Origin of the sequence: Amycolatopsis sp. NPDC059021 (assembly GCF_042739895.1) — a bacterium.
In the GTDB taxonomy this organism is placed as follows: Bacteria; Actinomycetota; Actinomycetes; order Mycobacteriales; family Pseudonocardiaceae; genus Amycolatopsis.
Genome location: NZ_JBHYIQ010000044.1, coordinates 59070 through 75238 on the forward strand (window position 1 = coordinate 59070; position 16169 = coordinate 75238).

Here is a 16169-nt window from a genome sequence, read left to right on the forward strand (position 1 = left end):
CACAAGGCTGCAGTGTTGGAGGCAGGAGTGACGGCCGTAGCCCCCAAGCCGATCGCCACGCGCCCATACCCGGCGCACGAGACGGTTAAGGGTTCGTACCTGCTGCGGTTGTTCCGCACCACGGACCACAAGCAGATCGGCATCATGTATCTGGTCACGTCGTTCGCCTTCTTCATGGTGGGCGGCGCGATGGCGATGCTGATCCGTACCGAGCTGGCGCGTCCCGGCCAGCAGTTCCTGTCGCAGGAGCAGTACAACCAGCTGTTCACGATGCACGGCACGATCATGCTGCTGCTGTACGCGACGCCGATCCTGTTCGGGTTCGCGAACTTCATCATGCCGCTGCAGATCGGTTCGCCGGACGTCGCGTTCCCGCGGCTGAACGCGTTCTCGTACTGGCTGTACCTGTTCGGCGGCCTGATCGTGCTCTCCGGCTTCCTCACCCCGGGTGGCGCGGCCGACTTCGGCTGGTTCGCCTACACCCCGCTGTCGGACGCGATCCACTCGCCCGGCGTCGGCGCCGACCTGTGGATCTCCGGTCTGGTCGTCTCGGGTCTTGGCACCATCCTCGGTGCGGTCAACATGATCACCACGATCGTGTGCCTGCGCGCGCCCGGCATGACGATGTACCGGATGCCGATCTTCACCTGGAACATCCTGGTGACGTCGATCCTGGTCCTGCTCGCCTTCCCGATCCTGACCGCGGCGCTGATGGGCCTGCTGGCGGACCGGCATCTCGGGGCGCACGTGTTCGACTCCGCGAACGGCGGGGTGATCCTCTGGCAGCATCTGTTCTGGTTCTTCGGCCATCCCGAGGTGTACATCGTCGCGCTCCCGTTCTTCGGGATCGTGTCGGAGATCTTCCCGGTGTTCAGCCGGAAACCGGTCTTCGGCTACAAGGGCCTCGTGTGGGCGACGCTGGCGATCGCGGCGCTGTCGGTCGCGGTGTGGGCGCACCACATGTACGCCACCGGCGCCGTGCTGCTGCCGTTCTTCTCCTTCATGACCTTCCTGATCGCGGTCCCGACCGGGGTGAAGTTCTTCAACTGGATCGGCACGATGTGGAAGGGCCAGCTGTCCTTCGAGACGCCGATGATCTTCTCGATGGGCTTCATCGTCACGTTCCTCTTCGGCGGTCTGACCGGCATCATGCTGGCCGCGCCGGCGATCGACTTCCACGTGTCGGACAGCTACTTCGTCGTCGCGCACTTCCACTACGTGCTCTACGGCACGATCGTGTTCGCCACCTTCGCCGGGATCTACTTCTGGTTCCCCAAGATCACCGGCCGGATGATGGACGAGAAGCTGGGCAAGTGGCACTTCTGGACCACGTTCATCGGCTTCCACGGCACGTTCCTCGTCCAGCACTGGCTGGGTGCCGAGGGCATGCCGCGCCGGTACGCGGACTACCTGCCGACGGACGGGTTCACCACGCTGAACACGATCTCCACGATCGGCGCGTACATCCTCGGTGCCTCGACGCTGCCGTTCATCTGGAACGTCTTCAAGAGCTACCGGTACGGCGAGGTCGTCACGGTGGACGACCCGTGGGGCTACGGCAACTCGCTCGAATGGGCGACCTCCTGCCCGCCGCCGCGGCACAACTTCACCGAACTGCCCCGGATCCGTTCCGAGCGGCCCGCCTTCGAGCTGCACTATCCGCACATGATCGAGCGCATTCACTCCGAAGGCGAGATCGGCTTCTTCGGGAAACCGAAGGTGCACGGCGAGGCGAAAGCCCCTTCGCAAGTGCTGACCGAGGCGGCGATCCCCGGGGATCACGACAAGGACAACGCGAGCGAGCAGTGACCCGTTAGGACAGGGGGCGGGGGCGGCGGCGCCCGAGGCGCGCGGGGCAGCGCGCACGCCTCGAGCGGGAGCGGCGCCGCCCCGTCGGCGCGCGCCAGACCACAGCCCCCCCCGCCCCCCCCCCCAGGCGCCCGGGCGCGGGCGGGGCCCCCCCCCCCCCCCCCCCCCCCCCCCCCCCCCCCCCCTTCTTCATGCGCGGTCCGGGACGCCAGACTGGACTCGCCGAGATCACCGCCCCCAGCGAGGAAGACTCCCGTGACCCAGACTCCCGTCCTGATCACGACGACCGGTCCCGACAAACCCGGCGTCTCGTCGGTGCTGTTCGCCGTGCTCACCCGGCACGACGTCGACGTGCTCGACGTCGAACAGGTCGTCATCCGCGGCCGGCTGGTGCTCGGGGTGCTCGCCGGGGTGTACCACGATCCGGAGGGCCTGCAGGAGTCCGTCGAGCAGGCGATGGCCACGGTCGGGATGCAGGTCGACGTGCGGATCGGCTCGGCGATCGGCGAGGACCCGTTCGCGCTGGGGCGCCGTGACTCCTCGCACGTGCTGGTGGTGCTGGGCCGTCCGGTCACCGCCCGCGCGTTCTCCGAGGTGGCGCGGCGGCTCGCCTCGGTCGGGGCGAACATCGACACCATCCGCAGCGTCGCCGACTACCCGGTGACCGGGCTGGAGCTGTACGTCTCGGTCGCCGAGGACAGCGAGGTCGCCGACGCCGAACTGCGGTCCGTCCTGGCCGACGCGGCCTCGCAGGCGGGAATCGACGTCGCGGTGGAGCGGGCCGGGATCACCCGGCGGGCGAAGCGCCTCGTCGTGTTCGACGTCGACTCGACGCTGATCCAGGGTGAGGTCATCGAGATGCTCGGCGCGTACGCCGGGGTCGAGCCGCAGGTCCGGGAGATCACCGAAGCGGCGATGCGCGGCGAGCTCAACTTCACCGAGTCGCTGGAGCGGCGGGTCTCGCTGCTGGCCGGGCTGCCCGAGTCCGTGCTCGACGAGGTCGCGAATTCGCTGGAGCTGACGCCCGGCGCGCGGACGACCGTGCGCACGCTCAAGCGGATGGGATTCCGCTGCGGTGTCGTGTCCGGCGGATTCACCCGGATCATCGACCGGCTGGTGGACGATCTGGGCCTGGACTTCGCGGCCGCCAACGAACTCGAGGTCGTCGGCGGCAAGCTCACCGGCCGGGTCGTCGGCGAGGTCGTCGATCGCGAGGGCAAGGCGAGGGCGTTGCGGCGGTTCGCCGAGGAGTACGAGATCCCGCTCGGCCAGTGCGTCGCCGTCGGGGACGGCGCCAACGACATCGACATGCTGTCCGCGGCGGGAATGGGCGTGGCGTTCAACGCCAAGCCGGCGCTGCGGGAGGTCGCCGACACCGCGCTTTCGCACCCGTACCTCGACGCCGTGCTGTTCGTCCTCGGTGTCACCAGGGCCGAGGTGGAAGCCGCCGACGCGGCCGACGGACTCGAACCCGCGCGGCCGTGAGTGAGGTTCTGGAGCCGCTGGCGGCTCGGTACGCGTATTGGCTCGGGCTACCGGCCGCGGATACCGCGGACACCACCGAGGAGGACCCGGCCGAAGTCCGGGCCATGCCGGTGATCCTGCGCATCGAACGCGCCGAGCCGCCGGGACGGACGCCGCTGCTGGAGGCCGCCGCGGCCGCGGCGCTGGCGGTGTGTCTCGACGAGCGTTCGGCGCCGGGTGGCGAATGGGCCGAGCCCGTGCACGACTGGCTGGACAACCGCATCCGCAAGGTCGCCCGGCGGGCGCGCGGCGCGCATTGGCAGGCCGTACAGGATCTGCCCGGCGTGACCGTCGAGATCGACGGCGCGCAGGCGCGAGCACTTGTGCCCGGCCGGGTTGTCGACAGCCCGAAGGAGGTCTCGCGGCTGCAGATCTCCGGCAGCGAGTTGCCGCCGGACGAGCCGGGGCCCGCCCTGGCAGGCGTGCCGTCGCTGCTGCTGAACCCGCAGGTGCCGATGACGGTCGGGAAGGCCGCGGCGCAGGTCGGCCACGCGACGATGATCTTGGCCGCGTTGCTGGATCCGGCCGACCTCGCGAGCTGGGCCGCGCAGCGGTACCGGACGTCGGTGCGGACGCCGTCGGTGGCGCGCTGGAAGGAGCTGTGCCCGGTCGAGGATCCGGCGGAGGGCTGGCGGCGCGATCGGGTGATCGCGGTGCGGGACGCCGGGTTCACCGAGGTGGACCCCGGCACGATCACGGTTCTCGCGCAGTGGGCGCCGGAACAAACGCGCGGTTGAGCGGGTTCTGCCGCATACGTGAGCGAGGAGACCGAAGTGGCACTGGAAGTACAGCGCGAAGGCAAGCACGTCTTCGTCGGGCGCAACGAGCGCGGCGCGGACGTCCGGCTGGGCCGGAAGGGGCAGGAGGGCGTGTTCTCGCCCGCGGAGCTGCTGCAGATCGCGGCGGCGGGTTGTGCGGCCGTGACGGCGGAGGAGCTGATCACGCGGCGGGTGGGCGAGGATTCGAAGTTCCGCGTGGGCGTCACCGCGGATCGCCGTGAGGACGCGTGGGAACTGGACGCCGTGCACGTGGCTTTCGACGTCGACGTCGCGGCACTCGACGCCGATCAGCGTGAGGCACTCGCGGGGGCGGTGGATCGCGCCATCGAGCGTTTGTGCACCGTCAGTCGCACCCTGAAGAAGGGCATCCCCGTCACGGAGTCCTTCCCCACTGCCTGAGCCGGGACCGGTCCCAGCGGCACCTCACTACACTGCGGGCGTCCATCTCGCACCAGGACAAAACACCACGGTAGAGCACCAATTCACAAGATTGGATTGCGCATGGTGAAAGAGTCCGTTCGGCTGCGCTCCCGCACCGTGTTCCGTGCCTCGGCGGCTGCTCTCCTATCCGTCGGCTGCATCGGCATCGCGGGTACCAGCGCACAAGCGACGCCTAACCCCTCGGCGAGCCATCGGAGTGTCAGCGCCGATGTCCGCTCGCCTGAGCGGACATTCGTCCTCCAAGGCGTATTCAGCGGGGGCGGCATGTGCATTGTCACTGGCATGAGAGGCAAAGAGGACGGTTCCTGGTTCGACTACTACTGCACGACGTCCAGGAACGAGCCGGGCGCCTGGGAACTCTGGGTAGCCTACGACTGACGGCTTCTTCGCCTGCTCCACCAACGAAAAGGAAGGGCCTGCCGCCCCGCGGCAGGCCCTTCCCGCGCAATACCGTTCAGATAAACCGCCTGTACCGGTCAACGGTGTGAAGTGACCGCTGTCGACTGACTGGCCGAGGTGACCACCACGGGGGTCCAGGGGGCTTGCCCCCTGGCGGGGGTTTGGGGGTTCGACCCCCAAAAGACACCCTGACCGAGGCCTAGGGCGAGCGCGTCCCGCGAGCACACCTCACCCAACCCCTCGGTCAGGCGCTCCAGACCACGTACGCGTCGTCGGCGTCGGTGGTCATGGCTTCGATGAACTTCTCGTTGTCGAATCCGGGGAGGGACTGGAGGCGCTCGATGAGGGCGTCGGCCGCCGGGTCGCCGCTGGGGACGGCGGTGCCCTTGCCGTCGGCGCCGACGAGCATGAAGAAGACGTCCTCGTTCCAGGGGCCGTCGGGGATGACTCTGACCATCACCGAAGACAGGTCCGACCACGTGACGGCCTCTTCGCTGCCATCGGCGAGACGTCGCCGCACGCCGGTGTCATCGACACTGACGGTCCGGGATTGCGCGCTGGGTGAATCCTGGGACAACCGCTGCTCCCTGTCTGCTTCGTTCCCTTTACCGTACCTGGCGGGTGTGCACCGGATCACTGGGGCGCGGCCGCGTCGAGTCTGCGCAGCGCGGCGCGGGCTACCTCGGGGTCCGTGGTGGGCCAGAACGGTGGCAGTGAGGCACGCAGGAATCCGCCGTAGCGGGCGGTGGCCAGGCGCGAGTCGAGCACGGCGACGACGCCGCGGTCGCTGATCGACCGGTGCAGCCTGCCGGTGCCCTGTGCGAGCAGCAGGGCGGCGTGGGTGGCGGCGACGGTGAGGAAGCCGTTGCCGCCGCGGGCTTCCACGGCACGCTGGCGGGCCGAGGACACCGGGTCGTCCGGCCGCGGGAACGGGATGCGGTCGACGACGACGAGCTGGAGCGAGGGGCCGGGGACGTCGACGCCCTGCCACAGCGACAGCGTGCCGAACAGGCAGGTGCGTTCGTCGTCGGCGAACTTGCTGACGAGCAGGGACGTGGCGTCGTCGCCCTGGCAGAGGATCGGGTGGTCGAGCCGCTCCCGCATCTCCTCGGTGGCCTGTTTGGCCGCGCGCATCGAGGAGAACAGGCCGAGGGTGCGCCCGCCGGCGGCCTCGATCAGCTCGGCCAGTTCGTCCATTGTGGACTTGGCGAGCCCGTCGCGCCCCGGCGAGGGCAGGTGTTTGGCCAGGTAGAGGATGCCGTTGCGGCGGTGGTCGAACGGCGATCCGACGTCGAGGCCGGTCCATTTCGGGCCGTCGTCGGCGTCGGACGGTGGTGCCTTGTCGGTCGCGGTGCCCGGGGCCTTTTCGACGCGGTCCTGGCCGGGTGGCAGCCCCCACTGCCGGGCCATGGTGTCGAAGGTGCCGCCGAGGGTGAGTGTCGCCGAGGTCAGGATCGTCGTGTGCTGGGCGAAAACGCGCTCACGCAGCAATCCGGCGACGCCCAGCGGCGCGACCTTGAGCGCCGGGGGACGCGGGTTCGCGGAGTAGCGGTCGCCCGACAGCCAGACGACGTCGCGCTGGTGGGCCTGATCGTCCTCGAACGCCTCCAGCAGCCGGACGGCGGTGTCGTGCACCTCCTCCAGCAGTGAACGCGCGAGCTTGCGCGCGGTGGCCTCGTCGACGTCCTCCTTGCGGTCCTTGCCGAGCGCGGTGAGGCAGGCTTGCGCGGCGTCCCGGACGGCGGGGACGGCGCCGCGCAGCGGCTGGGGGAGCGCGTCCATCCGGCCGGCGGGCAGATCGTCGAGGATGAGGGCGAGGCCGTCGCTGGCCTCCATCATGCGGTCGGCGATGTCGGCGTCGATGAGCTTGCCGCAGCGGCGCGCGGCGGCCGAGACCATCGCGCTGGTCAGCTCGCCGGTGGCGACCGAGGTGACCCTGTCGACCAGGTCGTGGGCCTCGTCGATGATCACGACGCTGTGCTCGGGCAGCACCTGGTAGCCCTGGAGCGCGTCGATCGCGAGCAGGGCGTGGTTGGTGACGACGATGTCGGCGCGCCCGGCCTCGGCCCGCGCGCGTTCGGCGAAACAGTCGGTGCCGATCGGGCAGCGAGAGGCGCCGAGACATTCCTTGGCGGTCACCGAAACCTGGCGCCACGCCTGGTCGGTGACGCCGGGGACCAGTTCGTCACGGTCGCCGGTCTCGGTGTCGGACGACCACTCGCGCAGGCGCGTGACCTCCTTGCCGAGGCGGGACACCGCGAACGGGTCGAACAGCTGCGCGTCCTCGGGTTCTTCGGGGGCGCCGGAGTCGAGCCGGTGCAGGCACAGATAGTTGCGGCGGCCCTTGAGGATCGCGAAGGTCGGCTCGCGGCCGAGCGGCTTCTTCAACGCCTTCGCCAGGCGCGGCAGGTCTCGGTCGACGAGCTGGCGCTGCAGCGCGATGGTGGCCGTCGAGACCACGACGGTCGCTTCCTTCTCCACCGCGTGCCGGATCGCGGGGACGAGGTAGGCCAGGGACTTCCCGGTGCCGGTGCCCGCCTGGACGGCCAGATGCTCGCCGCGCCGGATGGCCTGGCCGACGGCCTCCGCCATCTTGACCTGGCCCGGCCGTTCGGCACCGCCGACGGACTCCACCGCGTGGGTGAGGAGTTCGAGGACGCCGGGGAAGTCTGCACGGGCTGGCACAGCGACACACACTAGCCCGGACCACCGTCAGGATCGGCACTACGCCGCGAACGGTCCGCTCGTGCCGTGTGCTTACACATCCGGGTGACTTCCGCGTTCCGCCATCAGGGGGGCGGTCATGACTGCCGATGACGAGGCGGGTAACCACGTTCAGTCACGAAATCGAGGAGGCCGGTGATGCGGAACGCCAGGAGGACGACGGGGCGAGTGCTGGCGGTGACCACGCTGGCGGGAGTACTGGCAGTGCCGCAGGCGGCGCACGCCGATCCGGTGACCTCCACCGCTTGGGCGTCCGTCGGATCGGTGGACGTGCGGATCGACGACCAGCACATCGTCACCCCCGAGCTGGCTCGCTGCACTGCCGACGGCCCGCTCGGCGAACGCACGGCGGGTGGTGCGACCGGGGACATCGCGGTGTTCGGCGGCGGCGACACGGCGTGCGGGCGCCAGGACGCGATCGCGCTCGGCCGGGCGGAAGGGAAACGTTTCCAGGCCGACGTGCTCAAGCGGTTCGGCGGTCCGGCGCTCACCGTCCGGACGTTCTCCGCCAAATGCGGCACGACGAAGGACGGCAGCCTGGGTGACGTCCAGCTCGGCACCGTCACCGGGATCAAGGTGCCGGAGAACATCCCGGCGAATTACCGCGTCAGCGTGCCCGGTCAGGAGGGCGAGGTGCTGGCGACGGTGACGCTCAACGAGAGCGTCGTGCCTTCCCCCGCGGACGGCAGCCTGACCACGCATGCCTTGCACATCAAGCTGTTCCCGAAGGGCGGCCCGGCCAGCGGCGACATCTACCTCGGCACCGCGCGCTGCGATCCCTACGGCAAAGCCAAGGCGAAGCCGTAGGCGCTCAGCCGGAGTGCGCGTGCCGCGAGGCCGCGGCCACGAACTCGCTCGCCCTGGCGGCCAGGTCCGGCAGGCTGCCGCCGGGGTTGAGCGCGTCGCCGAGCAGCGGGGTAGCCGCGGCGACCGCGATCGCGCCGGAGCCGAGGTAGCCCTCGACGTCGGCGAGGTGGACGCCGCCGGTCGGCACCAGCGGCACGTCGGGCATCGGCGCGCGGATCGCCCGCAGGTAGGCGATTCCGCCGACGGCGGCGACCGGGAACACCTTGACCGCCGCCGCGCCGAGCCGCCACGCCTGGTCGATCTCGGTCGGGGTGAGCGCGCCGCAGACCACGGGGACGTCGCGCTCGGCGGCACGTTCCAGCACCGCCGGGTTGACCGTGGGCGTGATGAGGTACTCCGCGCCCGCGTCCGCCGCTGTGTCCACATCGGACGGTTCGCGGGCGCTGCCTGCGCCGATCAGCGCGTCCTCGCCGAGGTCCGCGCGCATCTTCGCGATCGCCTCCGGCGCGCCCGGTGTCGTCAGGGTCGCTTCCAGCAGGCGGATTCCCGCCGCGTAGAGCACGGTCGACGCCTCGGCGAAGCGGCTCGCGTCGGCGGCACGCAGGATCGCGACGAGCCGGTGTTTCGCCAGCGCGCGTTGGATTTCTTTCATGCGATCGCCTCGCTCCGCGAGACAGTGTTCAATTCCTTTTGGCGCATGATGTCTATGATTCGCTCGCAAGCTTCGCTCATGCCGCAGGAGGGACCGGCGCCATACCGGTGTAGGTGACGCCCGCCTTGTCGAAGTCCGCCAGCGCCGCGTCCACGGTGGGCTGCGAGCCGCCGACGGTGTGGTCCAGCAGCACGCGCACGGCGAACCCGGCCTTCGCGGCGTCGAGCGCGGTGGCGCGGACGCAGAAGTCGGTGGCGATGCCGACGACGTCGACCTCGGTGACGTCGTGCTCGCGCAGCCACGCCTCCAGCGTCTTGTCGTCCCCGGACTTGCCCTCGAAACCCGAGTACGCGGCGGTGTATTCGCCCTTGGAGAACACCGCTTCGATCGGCACGACGTCGAGCGCGGGATGGAACGACGCGCCGGGCGTGCCCGCGACGCAGTGTCGCGGCCAGCTGTGGTTGAAGTCCGGGGTCTCGCTGAAGTGGTCGCCCGGATCGATGTGGTAGTCGCGAGTGGCGACGACGTGGGCGTAACCGCCTTCGGCGGCCAGCTTCGAGATCGCCGCGGCGGCCGCGGCGCCGCCGGGCAGACCGAGCGATCCCCCTTCGCAGAAGTCGTTCTGCACGTCGACCACGATCAGCGTGGTAGCCATGGTCTTAACCTCCTAGAGGAAGAGCGTCGGAATCGCGGGCTCGCCGTGCGAGAGCTTGAGGCCCTCCCAAGGCAGGCTCACCAGCCCTCGGCGCAGCCGCTGCCGCGCGTCGTCGAGCGTGGGCACATCATCCACCGTGCGCCCGGCCCGGACCAGGGGAATCTGCAGCAGCTGGTCGTCGGGGCCGCGTTCGGGCGCGGGCGCGGAGGTGGTCCAGACGACCTCCTCGACGGCGGTGCCGGTGCTGCGCAGCCGCCGCATCGCGGACTTGCGGCCGCCACGGGACTCCTTGTGCGCACTGCGTTTGGCCACCGGATTGCCGTCCACCTCGACGAGCTTGTAGACCATGCCCGCGGTCGGCGCGCCGGAGCCGGTGACCACCGAGGTGCCGACGCCGTACGCGTCGACCGGTTCCGCGCGCAGCGCCGCGATGGCGTGCTCGTCCAGGTCACCGGAGACGACGATCCGGGTGTCCTTCGCGCCGAGCGCGTCCAGCTGCTCGCGGGCCTTGCGGGCGAGCGGGCCGACGTCGCCGGAGTCGATCCGGATCGCGCCGAGCTCCGGTCCGGCCACGCGGACCGCGGTCTCGATGCCCTTGGTGATGTCGTAGGTGTCCACCAGCAGCGTGGTGTCCGCGCCCATCTTGCTCACCTGCGCGCGGAACGCGGCTTCCTCGCTGTCGTGCAGCAGCATGAACGCGTGCGCGACGGTGCCGCGGGTGGGGATGCCGTAGCGGCGGCCCGCCTCCAGATTGGACGTCGTCGCGAAGCCCGCCAGGAAGGCGGCCCGCGCGGCGGCGACGGCGGCGTACTCGTGGGTGCGCCGCCCGCCCATCTCGATGATCGGCCGGCCGTGCGCGGCGCCGGACATCCTGGCCGCGGCCGAGGCGATGGCGCTGTCGTGGTTGAGGATCGACAGCACCAGCGTCTCGAGCACGACCGCTTCGGCGAAGCTGCCGGACACGGTGAGGATCGGCGAGCCGGGGAAGTACAGCTCGCCCTCGGGGTAGCCGTCGATGTCGCCGGAGAACTCGTAGTCGGCGAGCCACGACAGCGTCGCGTCGTCGACGACCGCGGTGGCTTCCAGCTGCGCCAGTTCGGCGTCGGTGAAGCGGAAGTCCGCGATGGCGTCGAGCACGCGGGACGTGCCGGCGACGACGCCGTAGCGGCGGCCGTCGGGCAGCCTGCGTGCGAAAACCTCGAAAACGCAGGGACGCTCGGCCGTGCCGTCGGCCAGCGCGCTGCTCAGCATGGTCAGTTCGTAGTGGTCGGTGAGCAGCGCCGTGCTGGCGCCGGTGCCCGGCTCCGGTGAACCCATAGGAGCCACCCTATTCACCCACACGGCCGGACCTGGCACGGCGTACCTTGTCGGCTCCGTGACACCATGGTGTGTATGTCGACGCCAGTCGCCTCCGAACAGACGCAGGTCGAGCCCGCCGGAGTGGAGCACGCCGCTACGGACAAACCGTGGCGGACCATTGTGTGGAACGATCCGGTCAACCTCATGTCGTACGTGACCTATGTCTTCCAGAAGCTGTTCGGGTACAGCAGAGATCACGCGACCAAGCTGATGCTGGACGTGCACCACAAGGGCAAGGCGATCGTTTCGTCGGGCTCGAAGGAGAAGGTGGAGACCGACGTGGCGAAGCTGCACGCGGCAGGGCTGTGGGCGACCATGGAACAGCCCTCGTGAACGGTTGGCGCCGTAAGGGCGAAACGATCGTCGCCGGGTTCGAGCAGCAGGAAGCCGCCGTCCTGCGCGGGCTGGTCAGCCAGCTCGAGGACATGCTGCGCGCGCGTGCCGAGGAGGCGCCGCAGGACGAGCTGGCCGAGCTCACCGGCATCCGCACCGGCCCGACGGAGTCCCCGGACGACCCGGTGCTCTCCCGGCTGCTGCCGGACTTCCACCGGCTCGACCCGGACAACCCGACGCGCGAGGAGCTCGACTCCGCCGCCGCGATGCGGTCGCTGCACGAGCCGGAGCTGCTGGACCTGAAGGTCGGCGTCGCCGAGACCGTGCTCGACACGTTGCCGCGCGACGGCGGGAACGTGCGGCTGACCTTCGAGCAGGCCGACGCGTGGCTGAGCGCGCTCAACGACGTCCGGCTGGCGCTGGGTACCGCGCTCGACGTCACCGAGGACATGCCGGACGAGCTGCCGGAGGAGGATCCGCGCTCGGCGCATCTCGGTGTGTACCACTGGCTGACCTGGGTTCAGGAGACGCTGATCCAGGCGCTCACCGCATGAGCGAAGCTTGCGAGCGAATCATGGATGTCATGCGCCAAAGAGGATTGAACACTGTCTCGCGGAGCGAGGCCGCCGCATGACGGCGTCGCTGCGGAACCAGCTCACCGACGTCCCCGGGATCCTGGTCGGCCACCACGAGCGGATCGGCGGCGGCTGGGCGACGGGTACGACGGTCGTGCTCGTGCCCGGTGGCGCGACGGGCGCGGTCGACCAGCGGGGCGGGGCGCCGGGAACGCGCGAAACCGATCTGTTGCGGCCGGAAAACGTCGTCCAGCAGGTCAACGCGGTGTGCCTGTCCGGCGGCAGCGCGTACGGTCTCGCCGCGGCGGACGGCGTCATGCGCTGGCTCGGCGAGCGGAACCTCGGCACTCCGGTCGGCCGGGAACCGCACGAGGTCGTGCCGATCGTGCCCGGCGCCGTGATCTTCGACCTGCCGCGCAGTGAGTGGGGCAAGCGTCCGGACTCCGCTTTCGGTTACGCCGCTTGCGAAGCGGCCTTGCCAGGGCCCGTCGCACAGGGCAGCGTCGGCGCCGGGGCCGGTGCGGCCGTCGGCTCGCTCAAGGGTGGTGTCGGCACGGCGAGCGAGCGGGTGGGCGATTTCACCGTCGGCGCGCTGGCCGTGGTCAACGCGGCGGGCGAGGCCGTGGATCTCCGTACCGGTCGCGCGTTCGCCGCCGATCACGAGGTCGACGGCGAGTTCGGCGTGCGATGGCCGGACCGGCCCGGCGACATCACGCCGCGGCCGACGGATCTGAACACGACGATCGGCGTGGTCGCGACCGACGCGGTGCTGTCGAAGGCGGAGGCACGCAGGCTCGCCGTCGCCGCGCAGGACGGCGTCGCGCGGGCGGTGCGCCCGGCACACACGATGTTCGACGGGGACACGGTCTTCGCGCTGGCTACCGGCGACCGCGAGCTGCCCGCGGAGCGGGCGCCCCGGGTGCGGGCGTGGAACGAGCTGAGCTCGGCGGCGGCGCGGGTGTTCGCACGGGCGATGGTGCACGGGATGCTGGCGGCGACCACCGCGGGCGGGATCCCGGCTTACCGCGACGTCTGGCCGGAGGCTTGGCCGGAAGCGCTGTAACGCGCTTCGCCGCGCTGCTGATCTCCTCCGCGTGAGTCCTGGGGGAGAGTGGATCGTCGAGATCCGCGACGACAACGTCAACAGCCACTCCAGTGTCGCGTTCGTCGTGCACCGGCTGCTGGGTGTTTCGCCCGAGCTGGGGTTCGAGCTGGCCGCGGATGTCCAGCGCAGCGGCGCGGTGGAGCTGACGCCGCGTCCGGGGCCGGACGCCGAGCGCCTGGTCGCCGACCTGCAGGTGTTCGGGCTGCACGCGACGCTGCGCAGGGCGTGACGTGGAGGACTACATCCGGGTCACGGGTGTCGGCGGCACGGTCCAGCTGGCGATGTCGGAGAACGCGGCGGACACCGTGCGGCACATCCTGGCCGAGCTGGAATCGGCATTGGCCGAAGCACGCGAGGCCCCGCGGCCCCGGCGGCTTCGCTTGCCGGACAAGCGGTTGTTCCCCGACGCCTACGGCGACGCTGCGGAGAGCGCCAGGTTCCGGGAGCGGCACGGGACGCGGATGCGGGAGGAAGTCGGGGCCGCGCTGGAGCGGGTGCGACTGGCCTGGCCCGATCAGCCGTGGCTCACGCTCGACGGCGCCGCCGTGCGGGACTGGCTGATCGTGCTGGCCCACGCACAGACGTCGTACCTGCGGAAACCACGCTGGCGGGCGTCCCCGGGCGGTTCGTCGAAGCGGGAAGGCGAGGTCAAGGTGGCGTGGCTGATGTCGTTGCAGGGCTGCATCGCCACGGCCGCGCTCGCACCCGCGGGGATGCCGGTCGTGCTCGACGTATGACGCTCAGAGGTCCGGCAGTGGATCCTCGGGAAGGGCCCCTTCGGCGATCTCCAGGTTCGCCGCGCGGACGGCCGCGATGTACTCCTCGTCGATCTCCAGCTCGATCCCGCCGACCGAGAGCACCGGGCCGAGTGACGACTCGACCTCGAGCGGGCCGAGCTCGGTGGCGCGGGGCAGGCGTTCCCAGATCTGCGTCGGCCGGTTCCGCCGCCACCGGCTGCAGGCGAGGATCGTCACGTGCCGGTCGGTCACCATCACCAGGAACCCGACGTGCATGCGCATCCGGTTGATGGAGATCGACATCCCGGGGATCAGGTACTGGATCCGCTCGCCGGTCCCCAGGTACATCCGGCAGCGGTCGCGTACTTTCGACGACAGGGGCACCTGGCCAGTGTCCCGGAACCGGTGACCCGGCGGGGAGCCTTCGCGAAGCTCCTGACCAGGGCGGGAGGCGAAGGTCTCACAATCTGGACGCGTTGTGTCCAGCACGTAAGATATCCCCTGTGCTCCGGATTCGCCGTGAACTCGTCGACGAAATCGTCGCCCACGCCCGTCGTGACCACCCCGACGAGGCCTGTGGCGTGATCGCCGGTCCCGTGGGCTCGGACAGTCCCGAGCGGTTCATCCCGATGCTCAACGCGGCGCGGTCGCCGACGTTCTACGAGTTCGACTCGGCCGACCTGCTGAAGCTGTACCGGGAAATGGACGCGAACGACGAGGTGCCGGTGGTCATCTACCACTCGCACACCGCTACCGAGGCCTACCCGTCGCGGACCGACGCGTCCATCGCCGCCGAGCCGGACGCGCACTACGTGCTCGTGTCCACCAGGGACCCCGATACACACGAGTTCCGCTCGTACCGCATCGTGGACGCCGAAATCACCGAGGAGCCGGTCGAGATCGTCGACTGACTCCCCGAGCCGGAATAAGCGGGCCTTCCCGAACGTCTGCGAGAGAGAATCCACCGGAGGTAAGAACCCATGGCCGTGACCGTGTCCATCCCGACCATCCTGCGCACCCACACCGGCGGCGAGAAGTCCGTCGAGGCGGCGGGCAGCACCGTCCTCGAGGTCATCGACGACGTCGAGTCGCGCCACGCGGGGATCAAGGCGCGCCTGGTCAAGGAGGAGAAGCTGCACCGCTTCATCAACGTCTACGTCAACGACGAGGACGTCCGCTTCGCCGGCGGTCTCGGCGCCGAGGTCAAGGACGGCGACACCCTGACCATCCTCCCCGCCGTGGCGGGCGGCTGAGCCATGGCTCGCTTCGAGTCCCTGCTCGACGCGCTCGGCGGAACTCCGCTGGTCGGGTTGCCGCGGCTGTCCCCGACCCACGACGTCCGGTTGTGGGCGAAGCTGGAGGACCGCAACCCGACCGGTTCGATCAAGGACCGCCCCGCGCTGGCCATGATCGAGGCCGCCGAGCGCGAAGGCATACTCCGGCGCGGGTCGACGATCCTGGAGCCCACCTCGGGCAACACCGGGATCTCGCTGGCCATGGCCGCGAAGCTCAAGGGCTACGGCCTGGTGTGCGTGATGCCGGAGAACACCTCGGCCGAGCGCAAGCAGCTGTTGCAGGCCTACGGCGCGCGGATCGTGTTCTCCCCGGCGGCGGGCGGGTCCAATGAGGCCGTGCGCCGCGCGAAGGAGCTGGCCGAGGCCAATCCGGACTGGGTCATGCTCTACCAGTACGGCAACCCGGCCAACGCGGACGCGCACTATCGCGGCACCGGCCCCGAGCTGCTGAAGGACCTGCCGACACTGACTCACTTCGTCGGCGGTCTGGGCACGACGGGCACGCTCGTCGGCGTCGGGCGGTATCTGCACGAGGCGAAGCCGGAGGTGCAGATCATCGCCGCCGAGCCGCGCTACGGGGAGCTGGTCTACGGGCTGCGCAACCTCGACGAGGGGTTCGTGCCCGAACTGTACGATCCGTCCGTCCTCAATGGACGGTACTCGGTCGGTGCGTACGACGCCTTGCGCCGCACTCGCGAACTGCTGGAGCACGAGGGCATCTTCGCCGGGATTTCCACCGGCGCGGTGCTGCACGCGGCGCTGGCCGTGGCCGAGAAAGCGGCAGCACGCGGTGAGCCCGCCGACGTCGCCTTCGTCGTCGCCGACGCCGGGTGGAAGTACCTGTCCACCGGTGCTTACTCCGGCTCCCTCGACGAAGCCGCCGAACGCCTCGACGGCCAGCTCTGGGCCTAGCTCCGCCCCCCACTCTTCGAAGCGCCGTCAAGGCCACCTTACGGGCGTCAGACGCCCATAAGG

General features: G+C 70.2%; 19 protein-coding genes. 13 read left to right on the forward strand and 6 right to left on the reverse strand.

Annotated elements, in window-relative coordinates:
* The first annotated feature begins 27 nt into the window (after nucleotides 1-27).
* The 4 genes from ctaD (at nucleotide 28) to ACFWX1_RS25125 (ending at nucleotide 4511) form a co-directional block, all read left to right on the forward strand.
* Nucleotides 28-1809, forward strand: coding sequence for a cytochrome c oxidase subunit I (ctaD, locus tag ACFWX1_RS25110; RefSeq protein WP_378391187.1), 1782 nt, complete (start codon nucleotides 28-30; stop codon nucleotides 1807-1809).
* A gap of 255 nt (nucleotides 1810-2064) precedes the next feature.
* On the forward strand, nucleotides 2065-3294 hold the full coding sequence (gene serB / locus ACFWX1_RS25115; RefSeq protein ID WP_378391189.1) for a phosphoserine phosphatase SerB: 1230 nt from the start codon (nucleotides 2065-2067) through the stop codon (nucleotides 3292-3294).
* Nucleotides 3291-4070, forward strand: a complete 780-nt coding sequence (locus ACFWX1_RS25120) for a peptidyl-tRNA hydrolase (RefSeq protein WP_378391191.1) — start codon at nucleotides 3291-3293, stop codon at nucleotides 4068-4070. Before serB ends, ACFWX1_RS25120 begins: the two co-directional genes overlap by 4 nt.
* A 36-nt stretch (nucleotides 4071-4106) precedes the next feature.
* Nucleotides 4107-4511 carry an OsmC family protein gene (locus ACFWX1_RS25125; protein WP_378391193.1) on the forward strand — a complete coding sequence of 135 codons (405 nt, stop codon included), beginning with the start codon at nucleotides 4107-4109 and terminating at the stop codon, nucleotides 4509-4511.
* Nucleotides 4512-5196: 685 nt separating this feature from the next.
* On the opposite strand, the gene ACFWX1_RS25130 is transcribed toward ACFWX1_RS25125, so the two are convergent.
* The gene (locus ACFWX1_RS25130; RefSeq protein ID WP_378391195.1) at nucleotides 5197-5529 is read right to left on the reverse strand and encodes a hypothetical protein; all 333 of its coding nucleotides are present in this window, start codon (nucleotides 5527-5529) and stop codon (nucleotides 5197-5199) included.
* Nucleotides 5530-5585: 56 nt separating this feature from the next.
* Complete coding sequence (locus tag ACFWX1_RS25135) at nucleotides 5586-7637, reverse strand: ATP-dependent DNA helicase (RefSeq protein WP_378391197.1); 2052 nt, start codon at nucleotides 7635-7637, stop codon at nucleotides 5586-5588.
* Between the two features lie 177 nt (nucleotides 7638-7814).
* On the opposite strand from ACFWX1_RS25135, the gene ACFWX1_RS25140 reads away from it, so the two are divergent.
* The gene (locus ACFWX1_RS25140) at nucleotides 7815-8483 is read left to right on the forward strand and encodes a choice-of-anchor P family protein (RefSeq protein ID WP_378391199.1); all 669 of its coding nucleotides are present in this window, start codon (nucleotides 7815-7817) and stop codon (nucleotides 8481-8483) included.
* A 4-nt stretch (nucleotides 8484-8487) separates the two neighbouring features.
* Here ACFWX1_RS25140 and ACFWX1_RS25145 read toward each other — a convergent pair whose 3' ends face one another.
* From ACFWX1_RS25145 to ACFWX1_RS25155, 3 genes are all read right to left on the reverse strand, one after another.
* Nucleotides 8488-9135, reverse strand: a complete 648-nt coding sequence (locus ACFWX1_RS25145; RefSeq protein ID WP_378391201.1) for a bifunctional 4-hydroxy-2-oxoglutarate aldolase/2-dehydro-3-deoxy-phosphogluconate aldolase — start codon at nucleotides 9133-9135, stop codon at nucleotides 8488-8490.
* A 76-nt stretch (nucleotides 9136-9211) separates the two neighbouring features.
* Nucleotides 9212-9790, reverse strand: a complete 579-nt coding sequence (locus ACFWX1_RS25150) for an isochorismatase family protein (protein ID WP_378391202.1) — start codon at nucleotides 9788-9790, stop codon at nucleotides 9212-9214.
* A gap of 12 nt (nucleotides 9791-9802) precedes the next feature.
* Entirely contained in the window at nucleotides 9803-11107 is a 1305-nt protein-coding gene (locus ACFWX1_RS25155; protein ID WP_378391204.1) for a nicotinate phosphoribosyltransferase, read from the reverse strand.
* Nucleotides 11108-11182: 75 nt separating this feature from the next.
* On the opposite strand from ACFWX1_RS25155, the gene clpS reads away from it, so the two are divergent.
* The 5 genes from clpS (at nucleotide 11183) to ACFWX1_RS25180 (ending at nucleotide 13899) form a co-directional block, all read left to right on the forward strand.
* Nucleotides 11183-11482, forward strand: coding sequence for an ATP-dependent Clp protease adapter ClpS (clpS, locus tag ACFWX1_RS25160; RefSeq protein ID WP_345390945.1), 300 nt, complete (start codon nucleotides 11183-11185; stop codon nucleotides 11480-11482).
* Nucleotides 11479-12036 (forward strand): DUF2017 domain-containing protein, encoded by a 558-nt coding sequence (locus ACFWX1_RS25165; RefSeq protein WP_378328631.1) that lies wholly within the window; start codon nucleotides 11479-11481, stop codon nucleotides 12034-12036. Before clpS ends, ACFWX1_RS25165 begins: the two co-directional genes overlap by 4 nt.
* 76 nt (nucleotides 12037-12112) lie before the next feature.
* Nucleotides 12113-13120, forward strand: a complete 1008-nt coding sequence (locus ACFWX1_RS25170; protein WP_378391206.1) for a P1 family peptidase — start codon at nucleotides 12113-12115, stop codon at nucleotides 13118-13120.
* 31 nt (nucleotides 13121-13151) lie between these two features.
* Nucleotides 13152-13391, forward strand: a complete 240-nt coding sequence (locus ACFWX1_RS25175; RefSeq protein WP_378391208.1) for a hypothetical protein — start codon at nucleotides 13152-13154, stop codon at nucleotides 13389-13391.
* Between the two features lies 1 nt (nucleotide 13392).
* The gene (locus ACFWX1_RS25180) at nucleotides 13393-13899 is read left to right on the forward strand and encodes a DUF2017 family protein (protein ID WP_378391210.1); all 507 of its coding nucleotides are present in this window, start codon (nucleotides 13393-13395) and stop codon (nucleotides 13897-13899) included.
* A gap of 3 nt (nucleotides 13900-13902) precedes the next feature.
* On the opposite strand, the gene ACFWX1_RS25185 is transcribed toward ACFWX1_RS25180, so the two are convergent.
* Nucleotides 13903-14283, reverse strand: coding sequence for a hypothetical protein (locus ACFWX1_RS25185; RefSeq protein ID WP_378391212.1), 381 nt, complete (start codon nucleotides 14281-14283; stop codon nucleotides 13903-13905).
* A 119-nt stretch (nucleotides 14284-14402) separates the two neighbouring features.
* On the opposite strand from ACFWX1_RS25185, the gene ACFWX1_RS25190 reads away from it, so the two are divergent.
* The 3 genes from ACFWX1_RS25190 (at nucleotide 14403) to ACFWX1_RS25200 (ending at nucleotide 16106) form a co-directional block, all read left to right on the forward strand.
* Nucleotides 14403-14810: a Mov34/MPN/PAD-1 family protein gene (locus tag ACFWX1_RS25190; RefSeq protein WP_378391214.1), complete on the forward strand. Its 408-nt coding sequence runs from the start codon at nucleotides 14403-14405 to the stop codon at nucleotides 14808-14810.
* A gap of 69 nt (nucleotides 14811-14879) precedes the next feature.
* Nucleotides 14880-15152 carry a MoaD/ThiS family protein gene (locus tag ACFWX1_RS25195; RefSeq protein WP_378328627.1) on the forward strand — a complete coding sequence of 91 codons (273 nt, stop codon included), beginning with the start codon at nucleotides 14880-14882 and terminating at the stop codon, nucleotides 15150-15152.
* 3 nt (nucleotides 15153-15155) lie between these two features.
* Complete coding sequence (locus ACFWX1_RS25200) at nucleotides 15156-16106, forward strand: PLP-dependent cysteine synthase family protein (protein WP_378328626.1); 951 nt, start codon at nucleotides 15156-15158, stop codon at nucleotides 16104-16106.
* Nucleotides 16107-16169 lie beyond the last annotated feature (63 nt).

Excerpts from the sequence above, each read along its gene's own strand:
- ACFWX1_RS25140 (WP_378391199.1), top strand. The coding sequence starts at position 7,815 with ATGCGGAACGCCAGGAGGACGACGGGGCGAGTGCTGGCGGTGACCACG.
- ACFWX1_RS25145 (WP_378391201.1), bottom strand. The coding sequence starts at position 9,135 with ATGAAAGAAATCCAACGCGCGCTGGCGAAACACCGGCTCGTCGCGATC.
- ACFWX1_RS25150 (WP_378391202.1), bottom strand. The coding sequence starts at position 9,790 with ATGGCTACCACGCTGATCGTGGTCGACGTGCAGAACGACTTCTGCGAA.
- ACFWX1_RS25155 (WP_378391204.1), bottom strand. The coding sequence starts at position 11,107 with ATGGGTTCACCGGAGCCGGGCACCGGCGCCAGCACGGCGCTGCTCACC.
- clpS (WP_345390945.1), top strand. The coding sequence starts at position 11,183 with ATGTCGACGCCAGTCGCCTCCGAACAGACGCAGGTCGAGCCCGCCGGA.
- ACFWX1_RS25170 (WP_378391206.1), top strand. The coding sequence starts at position 12,113 with ATGACGGCGTCGCTGCGGAACCAGCTCACCGACGTCCCCGGGATCCTG.
- ACFWX1_RS25195 (WP_378328627.1), top strand. The coding sequence starts at position 14,880 with ATGGCCGTGACCGTGTCCATCCCGACCATCCTGCGCACCCACACCGGC.
- ACFWX1_RS25200 (WP_378328626.1), top strand. The coding sequence starts at position 15,156 with ATGGCTCGCTTCGAGTCCCTGCTCGACGCGCTCGGCGGAACTCCGCTG.